This window comes from Agrococcus sp. ARC_14 (assembly GCF_022436485.1).
Lineage (GTDB): Bacteria > Actinomycetota > Actinomycetes > Actinomycetales > Microbacteriaceae > Agrococcus.
Window position 1 is genome coordinate 655,889 of record NZ_JAKUDO010000001.1, and the last position, 24,271, is coordinate 680,159.

General features: G+C 70.9%; 24 protein-coding genes. 15 read left to right on the top strand and 9 right to left on the bottom strand.

The window, feature by feature from the left end; translation table 11 throughout:
• The first annotated feature begins 14 nt into the window (after window positions 1-14).
• Window positions 15-494 carry a hypothetical protein gene (locus MKD51_RS03325; RefSeq protein WP_240238156.1) on the top strand — a complete coding sequence of 160 codons (480 nt, stop codon included), beginning with the start codon at window positions 15-17 and terminating at the stop codon, window positions 492-494.
• Window positions 495-566: 72 nt separating this feature from the next.
• On the opposite strand, the gene MKD51_RS03330 is transcribed toward MKD51_RS03325, so the two are convergent.
• Entirely contained in the window at window positions 567-1,940 is a 1,374-nt protein-coding gene (locus MKD51_RS03330; protein ID WP_240238158.1) for a DUF6421 family protein, read from the bottom strand.
• 288 nt (window positions 1,941-2,228) lie between these two features.
• Here MKD51_RS03330 and MKD51_RS03335 point away from each other — a divergent pair, with 288 nt between their 5' ends.
• Window positions 2,229-2,687: a hypothetical protein gene (locus MKD51_RS03335; RefSeq protein WP_240238159.1), complete on the top strand. Its 459-nt coding sequence runs from the start codon at window positions 2,229-2,231 to the stop codon at window positions 2,685-2,687.
• Between the two features lie 16 nt (window positions 2,688-2,703).
• Here MKD51_RS03335 and MKD51_RS03340 read toward each other — a convergent pair whose 3' ends face one another.
• Window positions 2,704-3,072: a hypothetical protein gene (locus MKD51_RS03340; protein ID WP_240238161.1), complete on the bottom strand. Its 369-nt coding sequence runs from the start codon at window positions 3,070-3,072 to the stop codon at window positions 2,704-2,706.
• On the bottom strand, window positions 3,072-3,884 hold the full coding sequence (locus MKD51_RS03345; protein WP_240238163.1) for an exodeoxyribonuclease III: 813 nt from the start codon (window positions 3,882-3,884) through the stop codon (window positions 3,072-3,074). Before MKD51_RS03345 ends, MKD51_RS03340 begins: the two co-directional genes overlap by 1 nt.
• A 75-nt stretch (window positions 3,885-3,959) precedes the next feature.
• Here MKD51_RS03345 and MKD51_RS03350 point away from each other — a divergent pair, with 75 nt between their 5' ends.
• The 3 genes from MKD51_RS03350 to MKD51_RS03360 are packed head-to-tail and all read left to right on the top strand — an operon-like array spanning window position 3,960 to window position 6,129.
• Window positions 3,960-4,604: a hypothetical protein gene (locus MKD51_RS03350; RefSeq protein WP_240238165.1), complete on the top strand. Its 645-nt coding sequence runs from the start codon at window positions 3,960-3,962 to the stop codon at window positions 4,602-4,604.
• Between the two features lie 13 nt (window positions 4,605-4,617).
• The gene (pyrE, locus tag MKD51_RS03355) at window positions 4,618-5,169 is read left to right on the top strand and encodes an orotate phosphoribosyltransferase (protein WP_240238167.1); all 552 of its coding nucleotides are present in this window, start codon (window positions 4,618-4,620) and stop codon (window positions 5,167-5,169) included.
• 33 nt (window positions 5,170-5,202) lie between these two features.
• Window positions 5,203-6,129 (top strand): AEC family transporter, encoded by a 927-nt coding sequence (locus MKD51_RS03360; protein WP_240238169.1) that lies wholly within the window; start codon window positions 5,203-5,205, stop codon window positions 6,127-6,129.
• 3 nt (window positions 6,130-6,132) lie between these two features.
• Here MKD51_RS03360 and MKD51_RS03365 read toward each other — a convergent pair whose 3' ends face one another.
• Window positions 6,133-6,564, bottom strand: a complete 432-nt coding sequence (locus MKD51_RS03365; RefSeq protein WP_240238171.1) for a hypothetical protein — start codon at window positions 6,562-6,564, stop codon at window positions 6,133-6,135.
• Between the two features lie 15 nt (window positions 6,565-6,579).
• Between MKD51_RS03365 and MKD51_RS03370 the strand changes: the two genes are divergently transcribed.
• The 3 genes from MKD51_RS03370 to MKD51_RS03380 all read left to right on the top strand — a co-directional run bounded on the left by MKD51_RS03370 (window position 6,580) and on the right by MKD51_RS03380 (window position 8,861).
• Window positions 6,580-7,026, top strand: a complete 447-nt coding sequence (locus MKD51_RS03370; protein WP_240238173.1) for a hypothetical protein — start codon at window positions 6,580-6,582, stop codon at window positions 7,024-7,026.
• A gap of 88 nt (window positions 7,027-7,114) precedes the next feature.
• Window positions 7,115-8,248, top strand: a complete 1,134-nt coding sequence (locus tag MKD51_RS03375; protein WP_240238175.1) for an NAD(P)-binding domain-containing protein — start codon at window positions 7,115-7,117, stop codon at window positions 8,246-8,248.
• 10 nt (window positions 8,249-8,258) lie between these two features.
• A complete protein-coding gene (locus MKD51_RS03380) occupies window positions 8,259-8,861 on the top strand; it encodes a hypothetical protein (RefSeq protein WP_240238177.1) in 603 nt (200 codons plus the stop codon).
• Window positions 8,862-8,890: 29 nt separating this feature from the next.
• On the opposite strand, the gene MKD51_RS03385 is transcribed toward MKD51_RS03380, so the two are convergent.
• Complete coding sequence (locus tag MKD51_RS03385; RefSeq protein ID WP_240238178.1) at window positions 8,891-9,718, bottom strand: HAD-IIA family hydrolase; 828 nt, start codon at window positions 9,716-9,718, stop codon at window positions 8,891-8,893.
• Window positions 9,719-10,065: 347 nt separating this feature from the next.
• On the opposite strand from MKD51_RS03385, the gene MKD51_RS03390 reads away from it, so the two are divergent.
• The 4 genes from MKD51_RS03390 (at window position 10,066) to MKD51_RS03405 (ending at window position 16,202) form a co-directional block, all read left to right on the top strand.
• Window positions 10,066-13,053 (top strand): hypothetical protein, encoded by a 2,988-nt coding sequence (locus MKD51_RS03390; protein ID WP_240238180.1) that lies wholly within the window; start codon window positions 10,066-10,068, stop codon window positions 13,051-13,053.
• A 61-nt stretch (window positions 13,054-13,114) separates the two neighbouring features.
• Entirely contained in the window at window positions 13,115-14,506 is a 1,392-nt protein-coding gene (locus tag MKD51_RS03395) for a SpaH/EbpB family LPXTG-anchored major pilin (protein WP_240238181.1), read from the top strand.
• A gap of 87 nt (window positions 14,507-14,593) precedes the next feature.
• A complete protein-coding gene (locus MKD51_RS03400) occupies window positions 14,594-15,529 on the top strand; it encodes a class C sortase (protein WP_240238183.1) in 936 nt (311 codons plus the stop codon).
• A 16-nt stretch (window positions 15,530-15,545) separates the two neighbouring features.
• The gene (locus MKD51_RS03405) at window positions 15,546-16,202 is read left to right on the top strand and encodes a TrmH family RNA methyltransferase (RefSeq protein ID WP_240238185.1); all 657 of its coding nucleotides are present in this window, start codon (window positions 15,546-15,548) and stop codon (window positions 16,200-16,202) included.
• Between the two features lie 81 nt (window positions 16,203-16,283).
• Here the strand turns inward: MKD51_RS03405 and nhaA are convergent, their stop codons facing one another.
• Together nhaA and MKD51_RS03415 are read right to left on the bottom strand one after the other, a co-directional pair.
• Window positions 16,284-17,537, bottom strand: coding sequence for a Na+/H+ antiporter NhaA (gene nhaA, locus MKD51_RS03410; protein WP_240238186.1), 1,254 nt, complete (start codon window positions 17,535-17,537; stop codon window positions 16,284-16,286).
• A 174-nt stretch (window positions 17,538-17,711) separates the two neighbouring features.
• The gene (locus MKD51_RS03415; RefSeq protein ID WP_240238188.1) at window positions 17,712-17,903 is read right to left on the bottom strand and encodes a CsbD family protein; all 192 of its coding nucleotides are present in this window, start codon (window positions 17,901-17,903) and stop codon (window positions 17,712-17,714) included.
• Window positions 17,904-18,066: 163 nt separating this feature from the next.
• Between MKD51_RS03415 and MKD51_RS03420 the strand changes: the two genes are divergently transcribed.
• Entirely contained in the window at window positions 18,067-19,281 is a 1,215-nt protein-coding gene (locus MKD51_RS03420) for an amidohydrolase (RefSeq protein ID WP_240238190.1), read from the top strand.
• 4 nt (window positions 19,282-19,285) lie between these two features.
• Here the strand turns inward: MKD51_RS03420 and argG are convergent, their stop codons facing one another.
• Entirely contained in the window at window positions 19,286-20,707 is a 1,422-nt protein-coding gene (gene argG, locus MKD51_RS03425; protein ID WP_240238192.1) for an argininosuccinate synthase, read from the bottom strand.
• Between the two features lie 159 nt (window positions 20,708-20,866).
• Here argG and MKD51_RS03430 point away from each other — a divergent pair, with 159 nt between their 5' ends.
• Together MKD51_RS03430 and MKD51_RS03435 are read left to right on the top strand one after the other, a co-directional pair.
• Complete coding sequence (locus MKD51_RS03430; protein WP_240238194.1) at window positions 20,867-21,310, top strand: SRPBCC family protein; 444 nt, start codon at window positions 20,867-20,869, stop codon at window positions 21,308-21,310.
• Between the two features lie 46 nt (window positions 21,311-21,356).
• The gene (locus tag MKD51_RS03435) at window positions 21,357-22,712 is read left to right on the top strand and encodes a TIGR01777 family oxidoreductase (RefSeq protein ID WP_240238196.1); all 1,356 of its coding nucleotides are present in this window, start codon (window positions 21,357-21,359) and stop codon (window positions 22,710-22,712) included.
• Between the two features lie 57 nt (window positions 22,713-22,769).
• Here MKD51_RS03435 and MKD51_RS03440 read toward each other — a convergent pair whose 3' ends face one another.
• Window positions 22,770-24,263, bottom strand: coding sequence for an aldehyde dehydrogenase family protein (locus MKD51_RS03440; RefSeq protein WP_240238198.1), 1,494 nt, complete (start codon window positions 24,261-24,263; stop codon window positions 22,770-22,772).
• Window positions 24,264-24,271: the final 8 nt, after the last annotated feature.

A 24,271-nucleotide genomic window follows, 5' to 3' on the forward strand; every position in this document is an offset into this window, starting at 1 on the left:
CGTACCGTAACAGTGTGATCCAAGCACTCGCACCGACGGGCACCCCTCGAAGGGCACCCCATCCCGTCGCCATCACCGGCTCCCGTGCCCTCGCGGCCGTCGCGCTCCACGCGCTCCTGCTCGCAGCGATCGTCTGGGCGAGCGATCCGGTCATCTCCGAGACGCCCGGCTGGGGCTGGCCGAGCGCGGCGCTGGTCTCGCAGTACGGCCTGCTCTGGGTGCAGACGGCCATCGTGCCCGCGCTCGTCTGGGGCGCGTTCGTGGTCGCCCGCGCCGCATCCCGACGGCGCGTCGAGGGCACCGCCTTCGTGCTCTCGGCGATCGTGGTCGCGATCGTCGCATTCGCGGCCGCGGTGCCGCTCATCGTGCTGCAGGTGCCGGTGCAGGCTCCGGGCATCGCGATCTCGGCCTGGCTGCTCGCGGGCTGCGCCGGCGTCGTGGTCGTCGCCGCGCAGGTCGCCCGCGACCGCCGCGCGGCTCGTCGCACCGCGTGATCCGGCAGGCGCAGCGAGCGCCGTGCCGGATCCCGCCGTGCCGGATCCCGCCGTGCCGGATCCGGTCAGGCCCTAGGCGGTCTCGCCCGTGATGCCCTCGGTCGATGCGATGACGGCGCGCATCTTCTTCTCGAAGGCCTCGTAGAACATCGACAGCGGGAACTCGTCGTCCATCACCAGATCGGTCAGCTGGCGGGGCGTGCCGTCGAGCGGCAGCGTCCCGGCCTTCCAGGCGGATGCCGGGTGCGGCTCGACCACGGAGGAGACCAGCTCGTAGGCCGCCAGCCAGTGCGCGACCTTCGGCCGGTCGATCGACTTCCAGTAGAGCAGCTCGATGGCCTCGCCCAGCTTGTTCACGACGTCGGGCACCTCGTCCCAGTCGAAGGCGAGCTGCGTGTCGGTCCAGTGCAGCACGCGGTGCTGGTGCAGCCACGCGAAGAGCAGCTGGCCGCCGAGGCCGTCGTAGTTGCGGGTGCGCGAGCCGGTGATCGCGAAGCGGAAGATGCGGTCGAAGATGACCGCGTACTGCACGTGCTTCGCGTGCTTCGCAAGGTCTCGGTCGGCATCCGTCGCCTTCTCGTCCGCGGCGATGCGGCGCTCGATCGCGACCGACTCGCGGAACGCGGTGAGGTCGCAGCGCAGCTCCTCGAGCGAGTAGAGGAAGAACGGCATGCGCTGCTTGATCATGAACGGGTCGAAGGGCAGGTCGCCGCGCATGTGGGTGCGGTCGTGGATGAGATCCCACATGACGAAGGTCTCCTCCGCCGTGCGCTGGTCGGCGACGAGTGCAGCGGCATCCGCCGGCAGCGAGAGCTTCGTGACCTCGCACGCGGCCTCGACGACGCGGCGGAAGCGCGCGGCCTCGCGGTCCTGGAAGATCGCACCCCAGGTGAACGCCGGGATCTCGCGCATCGCCACGGTCTCGGGGAAGAGCACGGCCGAGTTCGTGTCGTAGCCGGCGGTGAAGTCGATGAAGCGCAGCGGCACGAACAGCGCGTTGGAGTAGTCGCCGGCCTCGAGCTCGGCGATGAACTCGGGCCAGATGACCTCCACGAGCACGGCCTCGACGAGCCGGTTCGGCGAGCCGTTCTGCGTGTACATGGGGAAGATCACGAGGTGCTTCAGGCCGTCGACGCGGTGCTGCTGGGGCTGGAACTGCAGCAGCGCATCGAAGAAGTCGGGCTCGCCGAATGCGCCGTCGGCCCAGCGCTCGAAGTCGAGAGCGGCCTGCTCGAGGTAGGCGGCATCGTGCGGGAACTCGGGGGCCATGGTGCGGATGCCCGCGGTCAGCTCGGCGACGTGGGTGCGGGCGGCGTCGTGGTGCGCGGCATCCTCGATGGAGCCGTTCTTCGACTGCAGCGGCTGCAGTGCTGTCGCGGCTGCCTTGATCTGGAGCCAAGCGCGGTGCTGGCGGAGGTCGGCGGCGGTGGCCTGGGTCATCGTCATGGGAGCCTCCTGGCGAGGTCGAAGGGCGGTCGATCGTGGCGCCATTGCGCTCGATCAGTGCGTGTTTCCAGCGTAAAGCGGCCTTCGCGCACGTATCTTGCGCTCAGCCTCGCCTTTCCTGCCAGTTCTGAGCGTGGCGACGGAGGTCGCCGTCGCCCGCAACGGAATTGCGTCAGCCGCCCGCCGGAGGATCGGGCGAGCGTCCGCCGCACCCCCAGCCCGGCGCGCGCACGGCAGCACTGGCGCGCCTCCACCGGCTGGCCTACGCTCATCGACTGGAGCGCACGCATGGATCCCACCCCCGGCAGATCGATGCTCGCCACCGGCATGCCGGTCGCGGTCGTCGTGCTGTTGCACGCCATCGTCTCGACGGTGGTGATCGCGATCGTCGAGCCTGACGTGCCCGACCTGGTGCCCTACTGGCTGATGTCGGTCACCGGCCCCTCGCTGACCTGGGCGGTGCTCGTGCTCGGCCGCGCCGCCGTCTGGCGCCAGCCGTCCACCTTCTGGCTCGGCGCATCCGCCGGCATCGTCGTGGTGCTCTCGTTCTGCGTCGCGCTGTTCCTGTATGTCTCGCCGGTGTCCGTTCGCGGCGTGCCGCTCGCGCTCGTCTACTCGTCGTGGGTGCTGCTCGCCTGCGCGACGGTGGTCGCGCTCGTGCTGCGCGCACTCGGCCGCCACGATGCGCCGGTGGATGCCGAGCTCGAGCCGCGCGCTGCGAGCCTGCAGACGGCGGATCCGGCCTAGCTGCGCCAGTCGGCGGTCAGACCATCGCCTGCGCGACGAAGAACGCGATCCAGCAGACGGCGGCGGCCAGCAGCGGCGGCACGATCGCCCAGCGCCGCTTCGTGGCTGCGGCCGCTGCCCCGATCGCGTTGCCGACCAAGGTGGCGACGAGCACCGTGACCCAGTAGGTGAGGCGAGCGGGGCCGTCGTCGGTGCCCGCTGCCTCGGCGGCCTGCACGAGGCCGCCGTCGCCCACCGGCGCGAGCATCAGCACGCCGAGCAGGTTGGCGAACACCAGCACCCACGCGGCCAGCCGCCACCGATCGGCGGCCGTCCACACGCGCTGCGGCTCGAGCTCCTCCCAGTCCTCGGCACCCTGGGAGTCGCGCCCCGACCCATCCGTCATCAGAAGATCATCGGCCGATCGTCGTCGAGCTCGGTGTCGAGATCGAGGTCGACGACCACCGGCACATGGTCGCTCGGGGCGTCGCCGCTGCGCTCGTCGCGGTCGATCGACGCGCGGCCGACGAGCGCTGCCAGCTCGGGGCTGCCGAGCACGAAGTCGATCCGCATGCCCTCGTCCTTGTTCCAGCGGCCCGCCTTGTAGTCCCAGTAGGTGTAGCCGGGCGCCCGGTCGCGCACGACGTCGACGAGGCCGGCGTCGAGGAACGCCTGGAACGCATCCCGCTCCGGCTGCGAGACGTGCGTGAGCCCCTCGAAGAAGCCGATGTCCCACACGTCGGTGTCGCGCGGCGCGATGTTGAAGTCGCCCATGAGCGCGAGCGGGTGGCCGCGCCACTCATCGAGCAGGCCGGTGAGCACGCGCAGCCACTCGAGCTTGTAGCCGTAGTGCGCGTGCGTGAGCTCGCGGCCGTTGGGCACGTAGAGGCTCCACAGCCGCACGCCCTCGACGGTCGCGGCCATGGCGCGCGCCTCGACGACCGGGTCGCCGCTGTTCGCATAGCCGGGCTGGCCGGGGAAGTCGCGCTCGACCTCGCTCATCGGCAGCCGCGAGGCGATCGCGACGCCGTTCCACTGGTTGTGGCCGTGCGCCTGCACCTCATAGCCGGCGGCCTCGAAGGCCTCGTAGGGGAACTGCTCGGTCTTGCACTTGATCTCCTGCATGGCGAGCACGTCGACGTCGCTGCGCTCGAGCCAGTCGACGATGCGGGCCGAGCGAGCCCGCACGGAGTTCACGTTCCAGGTGGCGATGCGCATGCATCGAGCCTAGGGGCGCGGATGCGTCGGGAGGGCCAACCGGGGCTCACACGCATGCGGGTGCAGAATGGACGGATGGGCACCGCGCGCGAACGCTACCTGCAGGCTCTCGACCTCTTCTCTGCCGAGGCTCGCTCCGCCGCCGATCGGCTCGGGCTGCCGTCGGCGTGCAGCGAGTGGTCGATCGCCGACGTCATCCGCCACACCACCGGTGTGCAATCGGAGTACGGAGGCTCTGCGCTGCTGGGGCGAGCGCTGGGCGAGAACGACCTGACGGCCGAGCACCAGTCGGTGACGACGAGCTCGACCGACTGGGAGGCCGTCGAGGTGTGGGAGCAGCTCGCCACCCAGCTGCGCACGGCCGCGCACGAGGCGGGCGAGGAGGCCTTCCAGCCGCTGCCGCTCGCGACGCTCGACATGGCGATGCACGCGTGGGACATCCGCTGGGGCGCCGTGCGCGTCGGGCTCGCGGCCAACCTCGAGTTCCCCTCCGGCCTGCTGGCGTGGATGGAGGACTACCGCGAGCGCGCGAACGAGGAGACCATCCGCGGGCCCGGCATCTTCGAGCCCGCCGTCGAGCCGCCCGCCGACGCGACTCGCTCCGAGCGCTTCGCCGCCTGGACGGGGCGGCAGCCGCGGGTCGCCTATGTGCCGCTGCCCGACCATCCGGTCACACCGAGCGCGGCGAGCGCAGTGAGCGCATCGACCGACCCGGCGTGAGTAGCCTGGTGGCGTGACCGCGCGCGACCAGCTCATCCAGCTCATCCGTGACGAGGCCGTCTTCCACGGCGACTTCGTCCTCACCAGCGGCAAGCGCGCCAGCTACTACATCGATCTGCGCAAGCTCTCGCTCGACCACCGCGCGGCGCCGCTCATCGGTGACGTGCTGCTCGACCTGATCGCCGACATCCCCGACGTCGCGGCCGTCGGCGGCCTCACCATGGGCGCCGACCCGCTCGCGAACGCCGTGCTGCACCGCAGCCTCGCGCGCGATCAGACGGTCGATGCGTTCGTGGTGCGCAAGGAGCCGAAGGACCACGGCCGCGGCCGCCAGGTGGAGGGGCCAGAGCTCGACGGCAAGCGCGTCGTCGTGGTCGAGGACACCTCCACGACCGGCGGCAGCCCACTCGCGGCCATCGAGGCGCTGCGCAAGGTCGGCGCCGAGGTGGTTGCGGTCGCCGTGATCGTCGACCGTGCGACCGGTGCGCAGGCGGCGATCGAGGCAGCGGGCGTCGAGTACCGCGCGGCGATCACGCTGGACGACCTCGGCCTCACCCCGCAGTAGATTGGCTATCTGACAACCTGACGGGGAGGTGGCATGGGCGGAGTGCTCATCGGGTTCGCCATCATCGGCTTCGTCATCCTCGTCGGCTGGCTGCTCGCCCGCTTCGGCATCGTCTCGCAGGAGGGCCGCCTGGTCCTCAACCAGACCTCCTTCTTCGCCGCCAGCCCCGCGCTGCTGTTCACGGTGCTCGCGAAGGCCGATGTCGGGCTGCTGTTCTCGAGCGTGCTGGCCGTGGCCCTCATCACCTTCGCCATCGTCGCGGTGATCTACGGCGTCGTCGCCCGCATCTGGTTCACGAAGGACCCGAGCCGCATCGCCCTCGCCGCCACCGCATCCGGCTACAGCAACGTCAACAACATCGGCCTGCCGGTGGCGATCTACGTCATCGGCGACGCGAGCTTCATCGGCCCGATGCTGCTGCTGCAGCTGCTCATCCTCGCCCCGCTGCTGCTCGCGACGCTCGACATCCTCACCGCGGGCCGCGCATCCTTCGTCGGCATCCTCACGCAGCCGCTGCGCAACCCGATGCTGATCGGTGCCATGCTCGGCGCGGTCGTCGCCGCCTTCGACATCCAGCTGCCCGACCCGGTGCTGGCGCCGCTCGAGATCCTCGGCGGTGCGGCGGTGCCGCTCATGCTGCTGGCCTTCGGCATCTCGCTCGGCGGTGACAAGCCGCTGCAGCCGGGCACGGGCCGGCGCGAGGTGGTGCTCGCGGTGGCGCTCAAGAATCTCGTGATGCCGGTCGCCGCCTTCCTGCTGGCGAAGTTCGCCTTCGGCATGGACGATCACCTGGTCTACGCCTGCACGGTGATGGCGGCGCTGCCGAGCGCGCAGAACATGTATCAATATGCGCTGCGCTACGACCGCGCCACCGTCATCACGCGCGACATCGTGCTGCTGACGACCGTGATGGCGCTGCCGGTGATGCTCGTGATCGCCTGGCTGCTGAAGCCCGCCTGACCCTCAATCGCGCGCCGGCCACTCCGTGATCGGAGGCGCCGGACGCAGCCTGCCCGTCTCCGGCACCGGCACCTCCCAGAAGCGCGCGCTCGTCGTGACGTCGCCGAAGTCATCGAGCTTCACCCGGATCCGTGCCGGCGTCACCTCGACGACCCGCACCCGCACATCCGCCCCGTCGACCTCCAGCATCCAGGGCTGGTCGATCCAGGCGATCGTGTGCGCGTCGAGCGTCTCCTCGGCCGCGAGCCACTCGCCGGCAGCGGCGAGCGGCCGACCGAACAGATCCATCGGCTGGAAGCCCTCGCCCGCTGCTCGCACGAAGCCGACCGTCTCGCCGTCGGCGCGGCGGTGGGGCATCCAGTCGGCGGGGATCATGCCCTCGACGATACGGCGCACGACGACCGACGGATGCGTCAGACCGCGTTCAGCGGGCACGCATAGGTTGAGCGCATGACGCACCCGCAGCCCACGCCCGACGCCGGCGCACAGTACGCGTCGCCGGCCCAGCACGCACCGCAGGCTCAGCACGCGCAGGTGCACTACGCACCTCACTCCCCGCAGCAGCCCGCAGGCAAGCCGGGCGGGCGGGGCAAGCCGCTCGCGATCGTGGCGCTGGTGCTGGCGGGCCTGGGCACCGTGGCGGGGGCGAGCATCGGCTTCGTGACCTTCGGGTTCGTCCGCGAAGGCGGCAACTACAACGTGGTCGGCGTCATCGGCGCGGTCGGGGCCGTCGTCAGCGGACTCCTCGCGCTCGGCGCGCTCGGCTTCGGCATCGCATCGCTGCTGCGCCGCGAGCCGGCGCGCGTGCTCGCCGGCGTCGCGATCGGCATCAGCATCGCCGGCCTGCTCGGCCTGCTCCTGAGCGGCGCCCAGCAGCTGCTCTACCTGACGCTCTGATCCGCTGGCGCCGCGCGGGGAAGAAACGGCCCCGTTCCCCGGTTCTCCATATCGTTGAGTTTTGAACGATGAGGAGAGTGAGCGGGCGATGACCGAGTCGAGCGCAGCGGCCGAGCGCAGCGCCTCCATCGTCGTGATCGGCGCCGGTCAGGCCGGCCTCTCCGCCGGCTTCCACCTGCAGCAGCGCGGCTACGCCAGCGCGCTCGAGCAGCCGGAGGCCGAGCGCAGCTTCGTCATGCTCGATGCGGATGCCGCGTCGGGCGGTGCCTGGCAGCACCGCTGGGAGTCGCTGCGCATGCGCACGGTCAACGGCATCTTCGACCTGCCGGGCTTCGCGCAGCCGCCCGCCGACCCCGAGGAGCCGAGTCGCACGGCCGTGCCGCGCTACTTCGCTGCCTTCGAGCGCGCGATGCGGCTGCCGATCCTGCGCCCGGTCGCGGTGGCGAGCGTCACGCGCGCCGACCCTGACCCCGGAGGCGCCCTGCTCGTCACCTCGAGCGCAGGCGCCTGGCGCACCCGCGCGATCATCAACGCCACCGGCACCTGGAACAACCCGCGGCTGCCGGAGTACCCGGGGGCGGATGCGTTCCAGGGCCGTCAGCTGCACACGCGCGACTACGCGGCGGCGTCGGCCTTCGCCGGGCAGCGGGTGGCGGTCGTGGGCGGCGGCATCTCGGCCGTGCAGCTGCTGGAGGAGCTCTCGGCGGTCGCCGACACCCGCTGGTACACCCGCCGCGAGCCCGTCTTCCTCGAGGGCGACTTCGAGCCTGAGATCAACGGCCGCGACGTGATCGAGCGCGTGACCGCCGATGCCGAGGCGGGCCGTCCGACCGGCAGCGTCGTCTCCTACACGGGCCTGCTCTGGACTGACTACGCGCTGCGCGCCAAGGCCCGTGGCGCGCTCGAGCGGCGCCCGATGTTCGTCGCCATCGAGCCGCACGGCGTGCGCGAGGCCGACGGCAGCTTCACGAGCGTCGACACCATCCTGTGGACGACGGGCTTCACGGCGTCGCTCTCGCACCTCGACCCGCTCGCGCTGCGCAATGAGCTGGGCGCCGTGCAGGTGCGGGGCACGCGCGTCGTCGCCGAGCCGCGCGTGCACCTGATCGGCTTCGGCCCCAGCCAGTCGACGGTCGGTGCCAACCGCGCGGGCCGCGCGGCCGTTCGCGAGCTCGACAGGCTGCTCGATCGCACCGACGCAGCGCTCGCGGGGGCGGCGTAGCGTTGCAGCCATGAGCTGGTCGGCGCGCTTCTTCAGGACGCCGCCGCTCATCGTCACCGGTGATCGCTTCACCGCCTGGCTCGGCCTGCTGACCGCGTGGTCGGCGGTGGGCTTCGGCACCAGCGCGGCATCGAGCGCAGCTGGCCTCCTCATCTCCTTCGACGACGGCGCCTGCGGCGCGCACTCCGAGAGCATCTGCCAGGTCGCCGGCTGGGGCGGACTGATGCTGGGGCTCGTGGCGCTGGCGGGTGGCACCGCGCTGTGGCTGCTGGTCGCGCGCGGCTTCGGCCCGCCCGTCACCTGGTGGGTGCTGCCGATCGCACTGGCGGCGCTGGCGCTGGCGCCCTTCAGCGCCGCAGAGGGGGCGAGCCTGTCACTGCTGTGGCTCGTGCTCGTGCTCGCCGCCGGGGTGCTCGCGATCGTGCTCGTCGTGCTCGCCGCGCACCGCGGGAAGGCTGCTCGCTACGGCTGGATCCGCCTCGATGGGCTCGACGCACGCGAGGTCGCGCACCGCCCCGTCGAGAAGGCGGTGCTGCCGCTCGCCGCGATCGCTGCTGCGCTCGCCGGCGGTGCCTTCGGAGCCCACGTCATCCGCCTGCTCGCGGAGGCCTGACCGCCTGAGCGGGCGACCGCATCCGCCCGTCAGATGTCCGCGTGCGGCTCGTCGAGGTCGGACTCCACGGGCTTCTCGTCGACCAGCTGGTACACGCCGTCGAGGATCTCGTCGGGACGGAACGGGTAGGTCTCGACGCTCGCGGGGTCGGAGATGCCGGTCATCACGAGCACGGTGTGCAGGCCTGCCTCCATGCCGGCGATGATGTCGGTGTCCATGCGGTCGCCGATCATGCCGGTGTTCTCGCTGTGCGCGCCGATCTTGTTGAGCGCCGAGCGGAACATCATGGGGTTGGGCTTGCCGACGATGTAGGGCGTGCGGCCGGTGGCCGTCGTGATCAGCGCGTTGATGGCGCCGGTGGCGGGCAGGATGCCGTCGGCGCTCGGGCCCGTCGCGTCGGGGTTGGTGGAGATGAAGCGCGCGCCCTTGGCGATCAGTCGGATCGCCTTGGTGATCGCCTCGAAGGAGTAGGAGCGGGTCTCGCCGATGACCACGAAGTCGGGGTCGGTGTCGGTCATCGTGAAGCCGATCTCGTGCAGCGCGGTGATGATGCCCGCCTCGCCGATCACGTAGGCAGAGCCGCCGGGCGCCTGATCGAGCAGGAAGTCGGCCGTCGCGAGCGCGCTGGTCCAGATGCGCTCCTCGGGCACATTGAGGCCGGATGCGCGCAGTCGCGCCGCGAGGTCGCGGGGCGTGAAGATCGAGTTGTTCGTGAGCACGAGGAACTCGGTGCCGGCGTCCTGCCACTGCTGCAGGAGCTCCTTGGCACCGGGGAGGGGCCGCGACTCATGGACGAGCACGCCATCCATGTCGGTGAGCCAGCATTCGATGTCGGCGCGGGTGCGAGGTGTGGACATGGGGCCAGGCTACGCGTGGCGCGTGTCCGTCGTGTGAACGGTTCGGCATCCCGATCTTGAGCAGACGCGAAGCGAAATTGAGGAAACCTCTACCCGAACAGTGTTCTGGCTTTTCCGGAGTTGAATCTCTCTCAGATTCCTGAGTCTGTTTTGGGGGCTACGCCCATTCATCCTGAGGTTCGCTCAATAGGTTCGAGGCGAAGCACGGCATGCCCGAGACCACCGTGGGTTCTCCCACGAAGCGCCGGCACCTGCTCCTCACACACCTCCAGGGAGGAACCTCCATGCTCACGCGCCTTGCTGCACGTCGCCGCTCCTCTCGAGCGACGGCCATTGTGGTTGCGGCCGTGATCGGCCTGCCCTTCAGCCAGCTCGCGGCGCTGCCGGCGGCCTCGGCGGCATCGCCCGCCAACAGCTCGACCGCCAGCGAGCCCGCGATGCCGGCGCCGGCTCCCACGGAGACGGTTGCTCCTGCACCCACTCCTAGCGCGTCTGCTGCAGCGACGCCCGCCCCGACCGCTGCGCCGCTGCCATCCGCGACGCCGGCTCCGGAGGCGACGCAGCAAGCGGCACCGCAGCTGCTGGCCGCGCCGTCGATCGGCACCATGGCGGTCAACGCGCCAGAGCCCACGGTCGCGGCCCCCTACCTCCACTGGCGGCTCTCGCCGGCGCAGGCGGGCGCGACGTTCGAGATCGAGTACCGCGCACGGACGGGCACCCAGCTGCTCTGGTTCATCTCGTGGGGCAGCTGGAGCGCGTGGGGCAACCGTGCGACGGTCGCTGACTGCACGATCACGGCCTGCGCGGCGCCGGGGGACCTGGATCCTGATCGCGGTGAGTTCCAGATCACCCACGTGGGGGCTCACCGCATCGCGTCCAACAGCACGACCGCCGAGTACGAGTATCGCGTTCGCCCCGCTTCGGCGCCCGCTGGCTACTCTTGGACGGCGACCGAGTGGCGCACGTCGACGCAGGCGGATCGGACCAACGGGGTCGACGACCTCGGCGGGTTCGAGCTCGGCTCGAACCCGCCAGCGCTGTGCGTCTCCGGCACCTTCTACTCGCTCGCCACCAACGGTGTCGTCAGCCAGGTCGTGCGCACCGGCACGACCTCGTCCATCAGCCAGTTCGGCCGGTTCACCGGCGTCGCCAGCACTGCGCAGATGAACGCCTTCGGCATCGGGCTCGGTGGCACCGTCATGTTCGCAGCCGAGCGAGCCAGCGGCACCGCGACCGGCCTGGCGGCGGTCCACCGCTACTCCGTCGCTGGCGGCTGGCAGCGCACCGCCGTGACGAACGTCGCCACCGACACGAGCGTGGTGCTCGGCGCCGTCAGCCTCTCGGATGGCCGCTACTACTTCGGCGGCTACCGCGCGGTAGGCGGCGTCACCACCTTCCAGCTCTTCGTCTACAACCCGGCGAATGCTGCGGTCACCGCGGTGGGCAGCTTCGCCACGAGCATGACCGGCACGAGCAACGGAGACATGGCCTTCGATGCGCTCGGCAACCTCTACGTGGTGCAGAGCGCGACCGATGGCGACACCCGCATCTACACCGTCACGGCCGCGGCGATCGCGGCAGGCGGCACCATGCCGGTCAGCTCGACGCCCCCGTTCGTGGGTCTGAGCGGGACGAACGGTGCGGCCTTCGAGGGCGACGGCACCGTCTACCTCGGCACGGGCACGACCGTGCGCATCTACGATCCCTCGACCGGCGCGCTCCGCGCCGGCAGCGTCACGACGTCGCTCTCTGCCAGCGGCGACCTCGCCAGCTGCCTCTCGCCGGCGACGCTGACGATCCGCAAGGACGTCGTCGGCCGCGTCGCGAGCGCTGACCAGTTCACGCTGTCTGCCCTGCGGGGCACCACGACGCTCGGCACAGCCACCACCACCGGGGCAGCCTCGGGCATCCAGCCGGTGCAGCTCGGGCCGCTGGCCGCGCTCGCGGGCCAGACTTACACGATCCAGGAGACGATCTCCGCGAACGGGTCCAGCTACACCTCGAGCTACACCTGCGTCGACGAGGACGGAGCGACGATCGCCTCCGGCAGCGCACGCTCGGGGTCGGTGACGATCCCGAACCGCGCAGGAGCCAGCGTGGTCTGCACCTTCCGCAACGCGCCGCTCGTCACCAGTGTCATCGTGCGCAAGGTCGTCGAGGACACCGCTGGCGCCAACCCGACACCCGGGGTCGGCTGGCGCGTCACCGCCGCAGCGCAGGCCACCACGGGCACCGTGACCTCGACGCCGTCCGCGTCGACGCAGACGACCGATGCGCAGGGCGAGGCCCGCTGGAACCTGCAGTACGGCAGCGCGAGCGCTCGAGCGAGCATCGCAGTGTCGGAGGCGCAGCAGAGGGGCTTCGCGTTCGTCGCAGGCGAGTGCCACGTCACGACCGTCGAGGGCGCGACCTCGACCGTCGCCCTGCCGAACGCGCAGGGCGCGACACTCACGGGGATCACCCCGGGCTCGAGCGTCGAGTGCACGATCGTCAACAGAGCCCTCCCCACTACCCTCACGCTCGTCAAGACGGTGCCCTTCGGCACGGCCGCGGCGACCAGCTGGCAGCTGCGCGCTACGGGTCCCCAGGGCGCGCGCACCGGCCCCTCGGGAACCACCGGTTCGACGCAGGCGACGGGCGAGATCACGCCCGGCGTCGCCTACCGCCTCACCGAGAGCGGCGGACCTGCGACCTATGTGCAGACCGGTGCCTGGCGCTGCGTCGACGAGCTCGGCGCGACCGTAGCGGTCAGCGCGGCAGGGGATGTCACAGTCGCCCGATCGGGTGCCAGCGTCACCTGCACCGTGACGAACCAGACCGCGCGGCTGACGCTGCTGAAGGTCGTCGTGAACGACAACGGCGGCACCATCGGGCCGGAGGTGTTCGCGCTGCGTGCCACGCCTGCGACCCTCGCGGGTCTCAGCGCGACGACCGTCACCGGCACGAGCGCGGTCACGGCGGCCAACACGCTCGAGGTGCGACCGGGCCACGCCTACGCGCTGAGCGAGGACATGGGCTCCTACGCCTACCTCGGCCAGGCGCTCCAGCGGTACACCGGTCCAGTCAGCGCGACGCCCGCGCAGCTCTCGGAGGCGGCGAACTGGCAGACGCTCACGGACACACAGGCTGCCTCGGTGACGGTGACTGCCGGTCAGCACGCGATCTATCGCTTCGTCAACGATGACGCGCCAGCGCTCACGCTGCCGCTCACCGGCGGCATCGGCGCCGACACCTATCTCTTCGGCGGCGCAGGCGTGCTCCTGCTCGGTCTGCTCGTCGCCGCAGCCCTCCTCGTCAGGACGAGGATCCGCTCCAGTCGCTCGGCAAGGCCGTGACATGAGCCCCATCAGACCCACCCAACCCTCTGCATCACCCACCCCGGAAGGAACTGCCGCCATGGCAACCAACAAGAAGAGCGTGACGGCGCGCGTCGCCGCCGGCCTCGGCGCAGCCGCGGTCGCGACGTTCGCCGTCCTCGGCGGCGCGCTGCCCGCATCCGCCGCCCCCAGCAACATCGACCCGGCCGCGGTCGGCTCGATCTCCGTGCACAAGTTCGCCGAGCCCGCCGACGCGACGGGTCTGCCGAACAACGGCACCGTCGTCGACACCACGGGCCTCACGCCGCTGGTCGGCGTCGAGTTCACTGTCGAGCGCGTCACGGGCATCGACCTGACGACCAACGCCGGGTGGGACGCCGCTGCAGCCCTGACCCCGGCGACGGCCGGCCCCCTCGCGGCCGTCGACGCCATCACGACCGACGCCACCGGCACGGCCGTCTTCGACGAGCTGCCGCTCGGTGTCTACCTCGTCACCGAGACCGCGCCGGGTGCGAACCAGATCGCAATCGAGACCGCGCCGTTCCTCGTGACCGTGCCGCTGCCGCAGAACAACACCTGGCTCTACGACGTGCACGTCTACCCGAAGAACTCGCTCACCGCGATCGACAAGATCGTCGACGACAGCGCCGCACGCGGCCTGGGCGACGAGATCTCGTGGACCATCACCGCCGACGTGCCCGAGATCGCCGCCGACGACACGCTCAGCTCGTTCGTCATCGCCGACTCGCTCGACGCCCGCCTCGGCTACGTCAGCGCGACGGTCACCGGCGTCAACGTCTCGCTCGTCGCCGCCGACTACCAGCTGGTGCAGAGCGGTCAGGATGTCTCGGTCACCTTCACGACTGCCGGACTGACGAAGCTCGCTGCAGCGAACGCCGCCTCGGTCGAGGTCGAGATCCTCACGACCGTCGACGTGCTCGGCGACGGCGTCATCGAGAACGACGCGAGCCTGACGGTCAACGACAACACCTTCGACGCGACCGCTGCCAGCACCGAGTGGGGCACGATCGCCATCCTCAAGCACGAGACCGGCGACCAGGCCGCCGTGCTCGCCGGCGCCGAGTTCCAGGTGTTCGCATCCGAGGCCGCCGCGGTCGCCGGCACCGACCCGATCGTGGTCGACGGCGTCGACACGTTCGTCTCCGGTGACAACGGCATCGCGTTCGTGCCCGGTCTGCGCGCGGGCGTCGAGTACTGGATCGTCGAGACGAAGGCACCGGTCGGCTACCAGATCACCGCAACGCCGATCCCGGCCTACACGGTCGTCGCAGGCGATGTGTCGGCGACCTCGGTCGACGTGACCGTCGCCAACCCGCAGGTCCCGGCCTACGCGCTGCCCATCACGGGCGGCAGCGGCCAGGTCGCGTTCATGATCGGTGGCGCAGGCCTCATCCTCGGCGCCGTGGGCTTCGCGCTCATCCGCCGCCGCAAGGCCAAGGCTCAGGCCTAGGCCCCTCCCGACCGCCCCGCGGCAGAGGCTCATCCCTCCTCTGTCGCGGGGCTCCCCTTCTCGCCGCAGACCTTCACAGGAGCCGCCATGACCGCAGTCGTCGCACTCGCACCGGAGACCCCGGTCGCCGCGTCGAGCTCGCGCGGTCGCCGCGGCACCGTCTCCTCGATGCTCATCGCCGTCATGGTGATGGTCGGGGTCAGCATCCTGCTCTACCCGACGGCAGCGGGCTGGTTCAGTCAGCTCGAGCAGTCACAGCGCGTCGATGACTACGACGACGTCATGACCGAGCTCGGCCCCGAGGGCCGCGAAGCCGAGCTCGCGGCAGCTGCTGCCTACAACCAGACGCTCACCGGCGGTGCCCTCATCGACCCCTACGGCCAGACGCCGCTCAGCGACCAGCGAGCGATCGTCGCTGCCTACGAGGAGCAGCTGAACCTCGGCCCCGCAGCGGTGATGGCGCGCATCCGCATCCCCGCCATCGGCGTCGACCTGCCGATCTACCACGGCACCGACGAGGAGACCCTGCGGCAGGGCATCGGGCACCTGCTCGGCTCCGCCATGCCCGTCGGCGGCGCCGGCACCCACAGCGTGCTCACCGGCCACCGCGGCCTGCCGGAGTCGGTGCTCTTCAGCGAGCTCGACCAGGTGCAGACCGGCGACGTGTTCGAGCTCGACGTCTACGGCGAGATCCTCACCTACGAGGTCGGCGAGGTGCAGGTCATCGAGCCCGGCGACACCGACATCCTCATGCCCGAATCCGGCCGCGATCTCGTCACCCTCGTCACCTGCACGCCGCTGGGCATCAACAGCCACCGCATCATCGTCACCGGTGAGCGCATCCCCACCCCGGCCGCCGACAGCCCGGAGGTCGCGATGCCGGACATCCCCGGCGACCCGTGGTGGGCGGTCGGGCTCGCCGGCGGCTTCGCGTTCGCGGCCGCCTACCGCTCGATGACGTCGCGCCCGCGCCTCGTCGCACCAGCACGCGCGGGCGGCCCGACCACCGGCATCATCGGCTGACGCCTAGCCTGGAGTCATGCCCACTGACGACGACGAGCCGCAGCTTCCGGTCGGCGTCGGCCCGTGGCCGGGCTACGAGCAGGGGGAGCGGCCCGCCGACGAGCACCTCCATCCCGCACGCTACGACCCCGAGCTGCTCGAGCACGGCGACCGCCGCAACGTCGTCGACGCCTATCGCTACTGGAGCCTCGAGGCGATCGTCGCCGACCTCGAGACCCGCCGGCACCCCTTCCACGTCGCGATCGAGAACTGGCAGCACGATCTCAACATCGGGTCGATCGTGCGCACTGCCAACGCCTTCACCGCATCCGCCGTGCACATCATCGGCAAGCGCCGCTGGAACCGTCGTGGCGCGATGGTGACCGACCGCTACCAGCGCATCGTGCATCACGAGACGACGGATGCGTTCACCCGCTGGGCGCACGAGGCCGGTCTGGTCGTCGTGGCCGTCGACAACACCGCGGGCAGCGTGCCCGTCGATGCCGCGCCGCTGCCGGAGCGCTGCGTGCTGCTGTTCGGGCAGGAGGGGCCGGGGCTGACGGACGAGGCGATCGACGCGGCCGATGCGCACGTGGCGATCCGGCAGTTCGGCTCGACGCGCTCGATCAACGCTGCGGCGGCCGCCGCGATCGTGATGCACGAGTGGGTCAGGGTGCACGCGCGCCGGAGCTGAGAGCGGGGGCGCTTTCGCGCCGCCGCTGCGACGCCAGCGCCGACGCCCGTCTCGGGCGTCGGTCCGTGCCCTTGCGCACCGTCAGTCGCCGATGCGCGGCTGCGGGGCGTCTCGCACGCCATCCTCGTTCATGTCGGCAGCCCGCGCCCTGCGCGCATCCCAGCGCAGCATCGGTGCGGCCAGGAGCGCAGCGAGCGCCGAGCCGATCAGCACGGCGAGCTTCGCAGCATCCGTGCGAGCGGCGTCGTCGAAGGAGAGCTCGGTGATGAGCAGGGAGACCGTGAAGCCGATGCCCGTCAGCAGCGCCACCGGCAGCAGGTCACGGATGCCGATGCCGTCCGGCAGTCGCAGCGGCGTGGCGCGGGTGACGAGCGCCGCGACGCCGAGCACGCCGGCCAGCTTGCCGAGCACGAGGCCAGCCACCACGGCCAGCAGCACCGGCTGCGTGAGCAGCTCGGCGATGCCACCGCCGCCGATGACCGAGACCCCCGCCGCGCAGAAGGCGAAGATCGGCAGGGCGATCGCCGTCGACCACGGTCGCACGGCCGCTTCGAAGCGGTGGGTGCGAGGCTCGGGCTCGCCGTGCATCGGCCTCGCCGGCACCGCCGCGCCGAGCAGCACGCCGGCGATCGTGGCGTGCACGCCCGACTCATGCATGAGCCACCAGGCCACGAGCGCGATCGGCACGAGCAGCCACCAGCGCGCCCAGCGCGAGCGCACCACGAGCGCGAAGGCCACGATCGCCAGCAGTGCGCCGGCAAGCGCCAGCAGATGCACGGTCGCCGTGTAGAAGATCGCGATCACGACGATGGCCAGCAGGTCGTCGACGACCGCGAGCGTCAGCAGGAACGTGCGCAGCCCGATCGGCAGGCCGCGGCCGAAGATCGCCAGCACCGCCAGGGCGAAGGCGATGTCGGTGGCTGCCGGGATCGCCCAGCCGCTGAGCGCCGCAGCGTCGCCGCCGAGGAGCACGATCGCGACGAACACGAGCGCGGGCAGCGCCATGCCGCCGATCGCGGCGAGCACCGGCACCGCTGCCTGACGAGGGTTGCGCAGGCTGCCGGCCACCAGCTCATGCTTGAGCTCGACGCCGACGACGAAGAAGAAGACGGCGAGCAGCCCGTCCGCTGCCCACGCGGCGACGGTCAGATCGAGGTGCAGCGCGGCCGGCCCGATCCGTGCATCCATGAGGGCGCCGTAGCCGTCGCGCCACGGCGAGTTCGCCCAGACGAGCGCGATCGCCGCCGCGAGCAGCAGCAGGGCGCCACCGATGGTCTCCTGGCGCAGCGCGTGCGCGATGCGGGCACGTCGGCCGGCGATGGGGGTGTGCTCCACGGGTCTCCTCTCGACCGCCGCCGCGCAAGGTCGCGGCGGCACGCCGACCAGACTTCCCGGCACACCGAGACCAGTCTATCGGCCCCAGCCCCCGCACCCGGCCCCGCTCCCAGCCCCGCCAGGGCACGGATGCGGGCCTGCGTCTGCGAGCCCGCATCCGTGCGACGTGCAGTGCTACTTCTTGTCGCCGAAGAGATCCTTCGCGGCGTCCTTGACGTGCTCGCCGGCCTGCTTCGCGTTGGCAGCGGCCTGGTCGGCGCGGCCCTCGGCGCGCAGCTCGTCATTGCCGGTCGCCGCGCCGAGCGACTCCTTGGCCTTGCCGCCGAGCTCCTCTGCCTTGTTGCTGACCTTGTCTCCGAAAGCCATGGTTGGCCCCTTCCCTCGTGGTGCGGTTCGCCGGCCGAATGCCGGTCCTGACTCTGAGACGTCACGACTCCGGCCTTCGTCACACACGAGTTCGCCGCCACCGGCGCGAAGCCCACGGTCGCCCTGCCTGTTGCGGCGCGAGACGGTCGCCTACGCTGGCGACATGGCCCTTGAGCTCGCCGCGGTGTACCGCGATCTGCACGCCCACCCCGAGCTCTCGTTCCAGGAGCATCGCACCGCCGGCATCGTCGCCGACCACCTCGGCTCGCTCGGCTACGCCGTCACCACGGGCATCGGCATCACCGGCGTCGTCGGGGTGCTCGCGAACGGCGACGGCCCGACCGTGCTGCTGCGCGCCGACATGGATGCGCTGCCGGTGCTCGAGGAGACCGGACTCGACTACGCCAGCACCGCTCGAGGCGTCGACGCAGACGGCAACGACGTGCCGCTCATGCACGCCTGCGGCCACGATGTGCACGTGACATGCCTGCTGGGCGCCGCCGAGGCCCTCGCGGATGCGTCGGGGGAGTGGGCAGGCACGCTCGTCGTGCTGTTCCAGCCGGCCGAGGAGTGGGGTGGCGGCGCCGAACGCATGGTCGAAGACGGTCTCTACGACCGCATCCCGAAGCCCGATGTGGTGCTGGGTCAGCACGTCGCGCCCTTCCCCGCGGGCTTCGCAGGGCTGCACGCGGGTGTGGCGATGGCCGCCGCCGACTCCATCGACATCACGCTGCACGGCTCCGGCGGGCACGGCTCGCGCCCCGAGACCACCGTCGATCCGGTCTATCTCGCTGCCAACGTCGTGGCGAGGCTGCAGGGCATCGTGGCGCGCGAGATCGCGCCGGCCGACAGCGCCGTCGTCACCGTCGGACAGCTGCACGCCGGCACGAAGAACAACATCATCCCGCCCTCGGCGAAGCTGGGGCTCAGCGTGCGCACGCTCGACGACGCGGTGCGCGACGCGGTGATCGCCGGCATCGAGCGCATCACGCGGGCCGAGGCCACCGCATCCGATGCTCCCAAGGAGCCCGAGTTCGACTACGTCGAGCGCTTCCCGTTGACGGTCAACGAGCCCGCCGCCACCGCTCGCACGTTCGCGGCGCTGCAGGCGGCGCTGGGCGAGGGCCGCGTGATCGACCCGGGCTCGGTCTCCGGCAGCGAGGATGTCGGAGTGCTGGCCACCGCGGCCGGTGCGCCGCTCGTCTACTGGTTCCTGGGCGGGTTCGACCCGACACTCTTCCCGGATCTGCTGCGGACGGGCCGGATGCCCGAGGACGTGCCGTCGAACCACTCCCCGCACTTCGCGCCGATGATCGAGCCGACGCTCACGTCGGGCGTGCGCGCGCTCGTCGCGGCGGCGCGGGAGTGGCTGGCGTAGTCGGCTAGTCCGTGCCGAGGTCCATCGCCGCGCGGTCGTTCCACTGCTCGACGGCCTCGGGGTCGTCCTCGGGGCTGACCATGATCTCGCTCGCGCGGCCCGCCTCGAGCGCACCCAGCAGCTTGGCGGTCTCGCCCTGCACGAGCCCGGCGGCCGCGTAGCCCTCCAGGCGCGAGCGCGAGTCGGCGATGTCGAGGTTGCGCATGGTCAGCTGGCCGATGCGGTCCTCCGGCCCGAAGGCGGCGTCGCCGACGCGCTCCATCGAGAGCTTGTCCGGGTGGTAGGAGAATCCCTCGCCGCGAGTGTCGACGATCGAGTAGTCCTCGCCGCGACGCAGGCGCAGCACGACCTCGCCCGACACCGACGAGCCGACCCAGCGCTGGATCGACTCGCGCAGCATGAGCGACTGCGGGTCGAGCCAGCGGCCCTCGTACATCAGGCGCCCGAGCCGGCGACCCTGCTCGTGGTAGGTCGCGATGGTGTCCTCGTTGTGGATCGCGTTCAGCAGCCGCTCGTAGGCGATGTGCAGCAGCGCCATGCCCGGAGCCTCATAGATGCCGCGGCTCTTCGCCTCGATGATGCGATTCTCGATCTGGTCGCTCATGCCCAGCCCGTGACGACCGCCGATCGTGTTCGCCTCCATCACCAGCGCCACCGCATCCGTGAACTCGACGCCGTTGATCGCCACCGGCCGACCGGCCTCGAACCGCACGGTGATGTCCTCCGTCGGGATCTCGACCGAGGCATCCCAGAACTTCACGCCCATGATGGGCTGCACGATCTCGAGCGACTCGTTCAGGTGCTCGAGCGTCTTCGCCTCGTGCGTCGCGCCCCAGATGTTCGCGTCGGTCGAGTAGGCCTTCTCGGCCGAGTCGCGGTAGGGGTAGCCGTTGGCGACGAGCCACTCCGACATCTCCTTGCGGCCGCCGAGCTCGGTCACGAAGCGGGCGTCGAGCCACGGCTTGTAGATGCGCAGGCCGGGGTTGGCCATCAGGCCGTAGCGGTAGAACCGCTCGATGTCGTTGCCCTTGTAGGTGGAGCCGTCGCCCCAGATCTCGACGTCGTCCTCCTTCATGGCGCGCACCAGCAGCATGCCGGTGACGGCGCGGCCCAGCGGCGTGGTGTTGAAGTAGGTGCGGCCGCCGGAGCGGATGTGGAACGCGCCCGTCGCCAGCGCCACGAGGCCCTCCTCGACCAGCGCGGCCTTCGCATCCACGAGTCGCGAGCCCTCCGCGCCGTACTCGGTCGCCCGGCCGGGCACCGCGTCGATGTCGGGCTCGTCGTACTGCCCGATGTCTGCGGTGTAGGTGAAGGGCACGGCACCGTTGTGGCGCATCCACGCGACGGCGCACGACGTGTCGAGGCCGCCGGAGAAGGCGATGCCGACACGCTCGCCGACGGGGAGGGAGGAGAGGACCTTGGACATGCCTCCAAGTCTACTTATCCGGGCGGATGCGTCGGGTTCCGCCCGCAGCCGAGCGAACCTCAGGGACACGCTGTTGCCCGCCGAGGTGAGGCATGCGACGATGCTGAAGGGGTACAGCGCGGGCACCCCGCTCAGCTTCCGGTCGCGGTTGGGGGTTGCATGTTGCAGGTCGACGATCGATTCGAGGTCGCAGCGTCGCGCGATGCCGTCTTCGAGCTCTGGACGGCGTTCGCATCCTTTCCCTCCTTCATGACCGGCGTCGAGTCGGTGCACCTGGAGACCGAGGTGCGGATGCGCTGGCGCGTCTCGATAGCGGGCGTCGAGTCGACCTTCTATGCGCTGATCACCGAGCAGGTGCCGGGCGAGCGCATCGCCTGGTCGAGCGTCGACCAGACGACGATGGGCTGGTGGGTCGACCTCGAGCCGGCCGGAGCCGAGCGGCACGGCCAGCCGCGCACCCGCGTGACGGTGCGAGTGATCTGGGCGCCTCGCGGTGATGCGCCCCATCTCGCCGGCGCCCTCGAACTCGACGAGCGCACCATCCGGCTCGACCTGCAGCGGTTCCGCGCGCTCGCCGAGCAGGCTGTCGCGCGGGCCGCGTAGCCGCCGGTCATCGGCGCTGCATGGGTCGCGGGCGTAGCGTCGAGCCATGAGCATCCAGCACTGGAGCACGATCGAGGCGCCGATCGAGGCGGTCTTCGGCTGGCACGAGCGGCGCGGTGCGCTGCAGCGGCTGATGCCGCCGTGGATGCCGGGCAGAGTGCGTCGCGAGGCCGGTTCGCTCGCCGACGGCAGGGCTGAGCTCGCGCTCCCGGGCGGCCAGCTCTGGGTCGGGCAGCACGACCCGGCAGGCTACGTCGACGGCCGCGCGTTCGTCGATGAGCGGGTCGACGACGGCCTCGCCTCCGCGGCGCTCGCCGCCGTGCGCTGGCGCCACGAGCACCGCTTCGATCCCGTGGCGACGCCCTCCGGCGAGGGCACGCGCGTGCACGACGCCGTCGACACGCTGGTGGGCTCGCACCTGCTGCGTCCCATGTTCGTCTACCGCCATCGTCAGCTGGCCGACGACCTCGCGCGGCAGCGCGAGCTGCACGCCGAGCCGATGACGATCGCCATCACGGGCGCCGGTGGCCTGGTCGGCACCGAGCTCTCGGCATTCCTCACGACCGCGGGCCACGAGGTCGTGCGGCTCGTGCGCCGGGATGCGCAGGAGGGAGAGCGGCGGTGGGACCCGAACGCCCCCGCATCCGACCTCCTCGATGGCATCGACGCCGTCGTGCACCTCGCCGGGGCATCGATCTTCGGCCGCTTCGACGACGAGCACCGGCACCGCATCCGCTCCAGTCGCATCGGACCGACTCGACTGCTCGCCGAGCTCGCGGCGGCGAGCGGCGTGCGCGCCTTCGTCAGCGCATCCGCCATCGGCCGCTTCGGCGCCGATCGCGGCGACGAGCCGCTGATCGAGTCGAGCGCCGCGGGCGAGGGCTTCCTTGCGGAGGTCGTCGCCGAGTGGGAGGCGGAGGCCGCGTCGGCCGCAGCGGGCGGCATGCGCTCGGTGCAGGTGCGCACCGGGCTGGTGCAGTCGCCCCGCGGCGGCATGCTGCAGGTGCTGCGACCGATCTACGCCGCCGGCCTCGGCGGCCCGCTCGCGGGTGGCGAGCACTGGCAGTCGTGGATCGATCTCGACGACCTGGTCGACATCTATGCGCGAGCGCTCGTCGACGAGCGGCTCGACGGTCCCGTGAACGCCGTCGCGCCCGACGCCGTGCGGCAGGAGGAGTTCGCCGCTGAGCTGGCAGGGGTGCTGCACCGGCCCGCGCTGCTGCGCACGCCGTCGCTCGGCCCGCGCGTGCTGCTCGGTCACCAGGGCATGCGCGAGCTCGCGCTCGCCAACCAGCGCGTCGTGCCCGCCAGGCTCACCGAGCTCGGCCACCGCTTCCGGCGGCCGCGGCTCGAGGATGCCCTGCGACACCAGCTCGGGCGACAGCGCGAGGCGGGCAGGTAGGGGTAGCAATGACGATGGGGAGGGGCTGTGCCCCTCCCCATCGTCATGCGTGCGTGATCACGCGCGCGTGCCCGGGATCATGAAGGAGCCCGCGCGGCGTCCTGTGCGGATGTTCACCGACTTGGTCTCAAGGAACTCCTCGAAGCCGGCCTCGCCCATCTCGCGACCGATGCCGCTGGCCTTGAAGCCACCGATCGGCATCTGCGGAGGGCCATCGATCGCCGTGTTCGCGTAGACCGTGCCGCTGCGAATCTCCTTCGCGGCAGTGAGGACGCGGTCGATGTTCTTCGACCAGACGCTGTTCGACAGACCGTACGACACGCGGTTCGCGAGCGAGATGCCTTCCGCGTCATCGCCGAATCGCGTCACGGTGAGCACGGGGCCGAAGATCTCCTGCGAAAAGACCTCCAGCCCGGGTCGAACCCCGTCGATGATGGTGGCCTCAACGAACTGCCCGTCGCCGAGCTCGCCGCCCTGTAGCGCGCCGCCGCCGAGCGTGATCTCGGCACCCGCCGCTCCGGCACCAGCGACGAGGTCGAGCACCTTCTCGCGGTGCTGGGCGTGGATCATCGCGCCGACGTCGGTCGCTTCGTCGAGCGGCTGTCCGACGCGCACCTGGCGCATGCGCTCTGCGACACCCGCCAGCAGCTCGTCGGCGATGCCGTCCTGCACGATCAGGCGAGCCTGCGAGACGCAGCACTCGCCGTTGTTGAAGGTGACGCCGAAGGTGACGCCGGCAATGGCGTCCTCGAGGTCTGCGTCGTCGAAGACGACGGATGCGGCCTTGCCGCCGAGCTCAAGCGACAGCTTCTTCATCGTTCCGGCCGCCGCCTGCATGACCTTCTTGCCCGTCGCGGTCGATCCGGTGAACGACACCATGTCGATCAGCGGCGACTCGTTTAGCAGTTGGCCGACGTCTCCGGCACCGGTCACAACGTTTACCACGCCGTCGGGCACCCCGGCCTCGCTGCACAGGTGGGCGATGTGCATCGCGGATGCGCTCGTGAACTCCGAGGGCTTGATCACGGCAGAGCAGCCCGCAGCGAGCGCGAACGGCAGCTTCTGGCAGAGGATGAGCGCGGGGAAGTTCCACGGGATGACGAGCGAGACGACACCGATCGGCTGCTTCATGATGATGCCGGTGAAGTCAGGGCCGTTATTGGTGTAGCTGTCGCCGTGCTGAGTCAGTGCGAGTGCTGCCGCGTAGCGGCACAGTGATGCTGCTCCGCCAACATCTCCGCGAGCGATGCGGATCGGCTTGCCGCCTTCTTCTGCGTCGAGGCGAGCGAGCAGTTCTGCGTCGCGGTCGATGAGGTCGGCCAGACGGTTGAGTACTGCCGCTCGGTGGAAGCCGGTGGTGTCGGCCCAACGGCCATCGTCGAAGCTCGTTCGAGCGGCGCGGATCGCTCGCTCAACGTCGTGGCGTTCCGTCGCTACGATGTTCGAGACGTGGGCGTTGGTGCCGGGAGCGCGGCGCTCGATGAGCTCACCGTCGCCCGTCACTTCACCGTCGATGTAGGGGCGGATGAGTCGGGGCGCTGTCGTAGTCACTGTGGGGC

What these genes read in the sequence shown, in the direction of transcription:
- MKD51_RS03330 (WP_240238158.1), bottom strand. Translation starts at nt 1,940, where the DNA reads ATGACGATGACCCAGGCCACCGCCGCCGACCTCCGCCAGCACCGCGCT.
- MKD51_RS03335 (WP_240238159.1), top strand. Translation starts at nt 2,229, where the DNA reads ATGGATCCCACCCCCGGCAGATCGATGCTCGCCACCGGCATGCCGGTC.
- MKD51_RS03340 (WP_240238161.1), bottom strand. Translation starts at nt 3,072, where the DNA reads ATGACGGATGGGTCGGGGCGCGACTCCCAGGGTGCCGAGGACTGGGAG.
- MKD51_RS03345 (WP_240238163.1), bottom strand. Translation starts at nt 3,884, where the DNA reads ATGCGCATCGCCACCTGGAACGTGAACTCCGTGCGGGCTCGCTCGGCC.
- MKD51_RS03350 (WP_240238165.1), top strand. Translation starts at nt 3,960, where the DNA reads ATGGGCACCGCGCGCGAACGCTACCTGCAGGCTCTCGACCTCTTCTCT.
- MKD51_RS03360 (WP_240238169.1), top strand. Translation starts at nt 5,203, where the DNA reads ATGGGCGGAGTGCTCATCGGGTTCGCCATCATCGGCTTCGTCATCCTC.
- MKD51_RS03370 (WP_240238173.1), top strand. Translation starts at nt 6,580, where the DNA reads ATGACGCACCCGCAGCCCACGCCCGACGCCGGCGCACAGTACGCGTCG.
- MKD51_RS03375 (WP_240238175.1), top strand. Translation starts at nt 7,115, where the DNA reads ATGACCGAGTCGAGCGCAGCGGCCGAGCGCAGCGCCTCCATCGTCGTG.
- MKD51_RS03380 (WP_240238177.1), top strand. Translation starts at nt 8,259, where the DNA reads ATGAGCTGGTCGGCGCGCTTCTTCAGGACGCCGCCGCTCATCGTCACC.
- MKD51_RS03385 (WP_240238178.1), bottom strand. Translation starts at nt 9,718, where the DNA reads ATGTCCACACCTCGCACCCGCGCCGACATCGAATGCTGGCTCACCGAC.
- MKD51_RS03395 (WP_240238181.1), top strand. Translation starts at nt 13,115, where the DNA reads ATGGCAACCAACAAGAAGAGCGTGACGGCGCGCGTCGCCGCCGGCCTC.
- MKD51_RS03400 (WP_240238183.1), top strand. Translation starts at nt 14,594, where the DNA reads ATGACCGCAGTCGTCGCACTCGCACCGGAGACCCCGGTCGCCGCGTCG.
- MKD51_RS03405 (WP_240238185.1), top strand. Translation starts at nt 15,546, where the DNA reads ATGCCCACTGACGACGACGAGCCGCAGCTTCCGGTCGGCGTCGGCCCG.
- MKD51_RS03415 (WP_240238188.1), bottom strand. Translation starts at nt 17,903, where the DNA reads ATGGCTTTCGGAGACAAGGTCAGCAACAAGGCAGAGGAGCTCGGCGGC.
- MKD51_RS03420 (WP_240238190.1), top strand. Translation starts at nt 18,067, where the DNA reads ATGGCCCTTGAGCTCGCCGCGGTGTACCGCGATCTGCACGCCCACCCC.
- argG (WP_240238192.1), bottom strand. Translation starts at nt 20,707, where the DNA reads ATGTCCAAGGTCCTCTCCTCCCTCCCCGTCGGCGAGCGTGTCGGCATC.
- MKD51_RS03430 (WP_240238194.1), top strand. Translation starts at nt 20,867, where the DNA reads ATGTTGCAGGTCGACGATCGATTCGAGGTCGCAGCGTCGCGCGATGCC.
- MKD51_RS03435 (WP_240238196.1), top strand. Translation starts at nt 21,357, where the DNA reads ATGAGCATCCAGCACTGGAGCACGATCGAGGCGCCGATCGAGGCGGTC.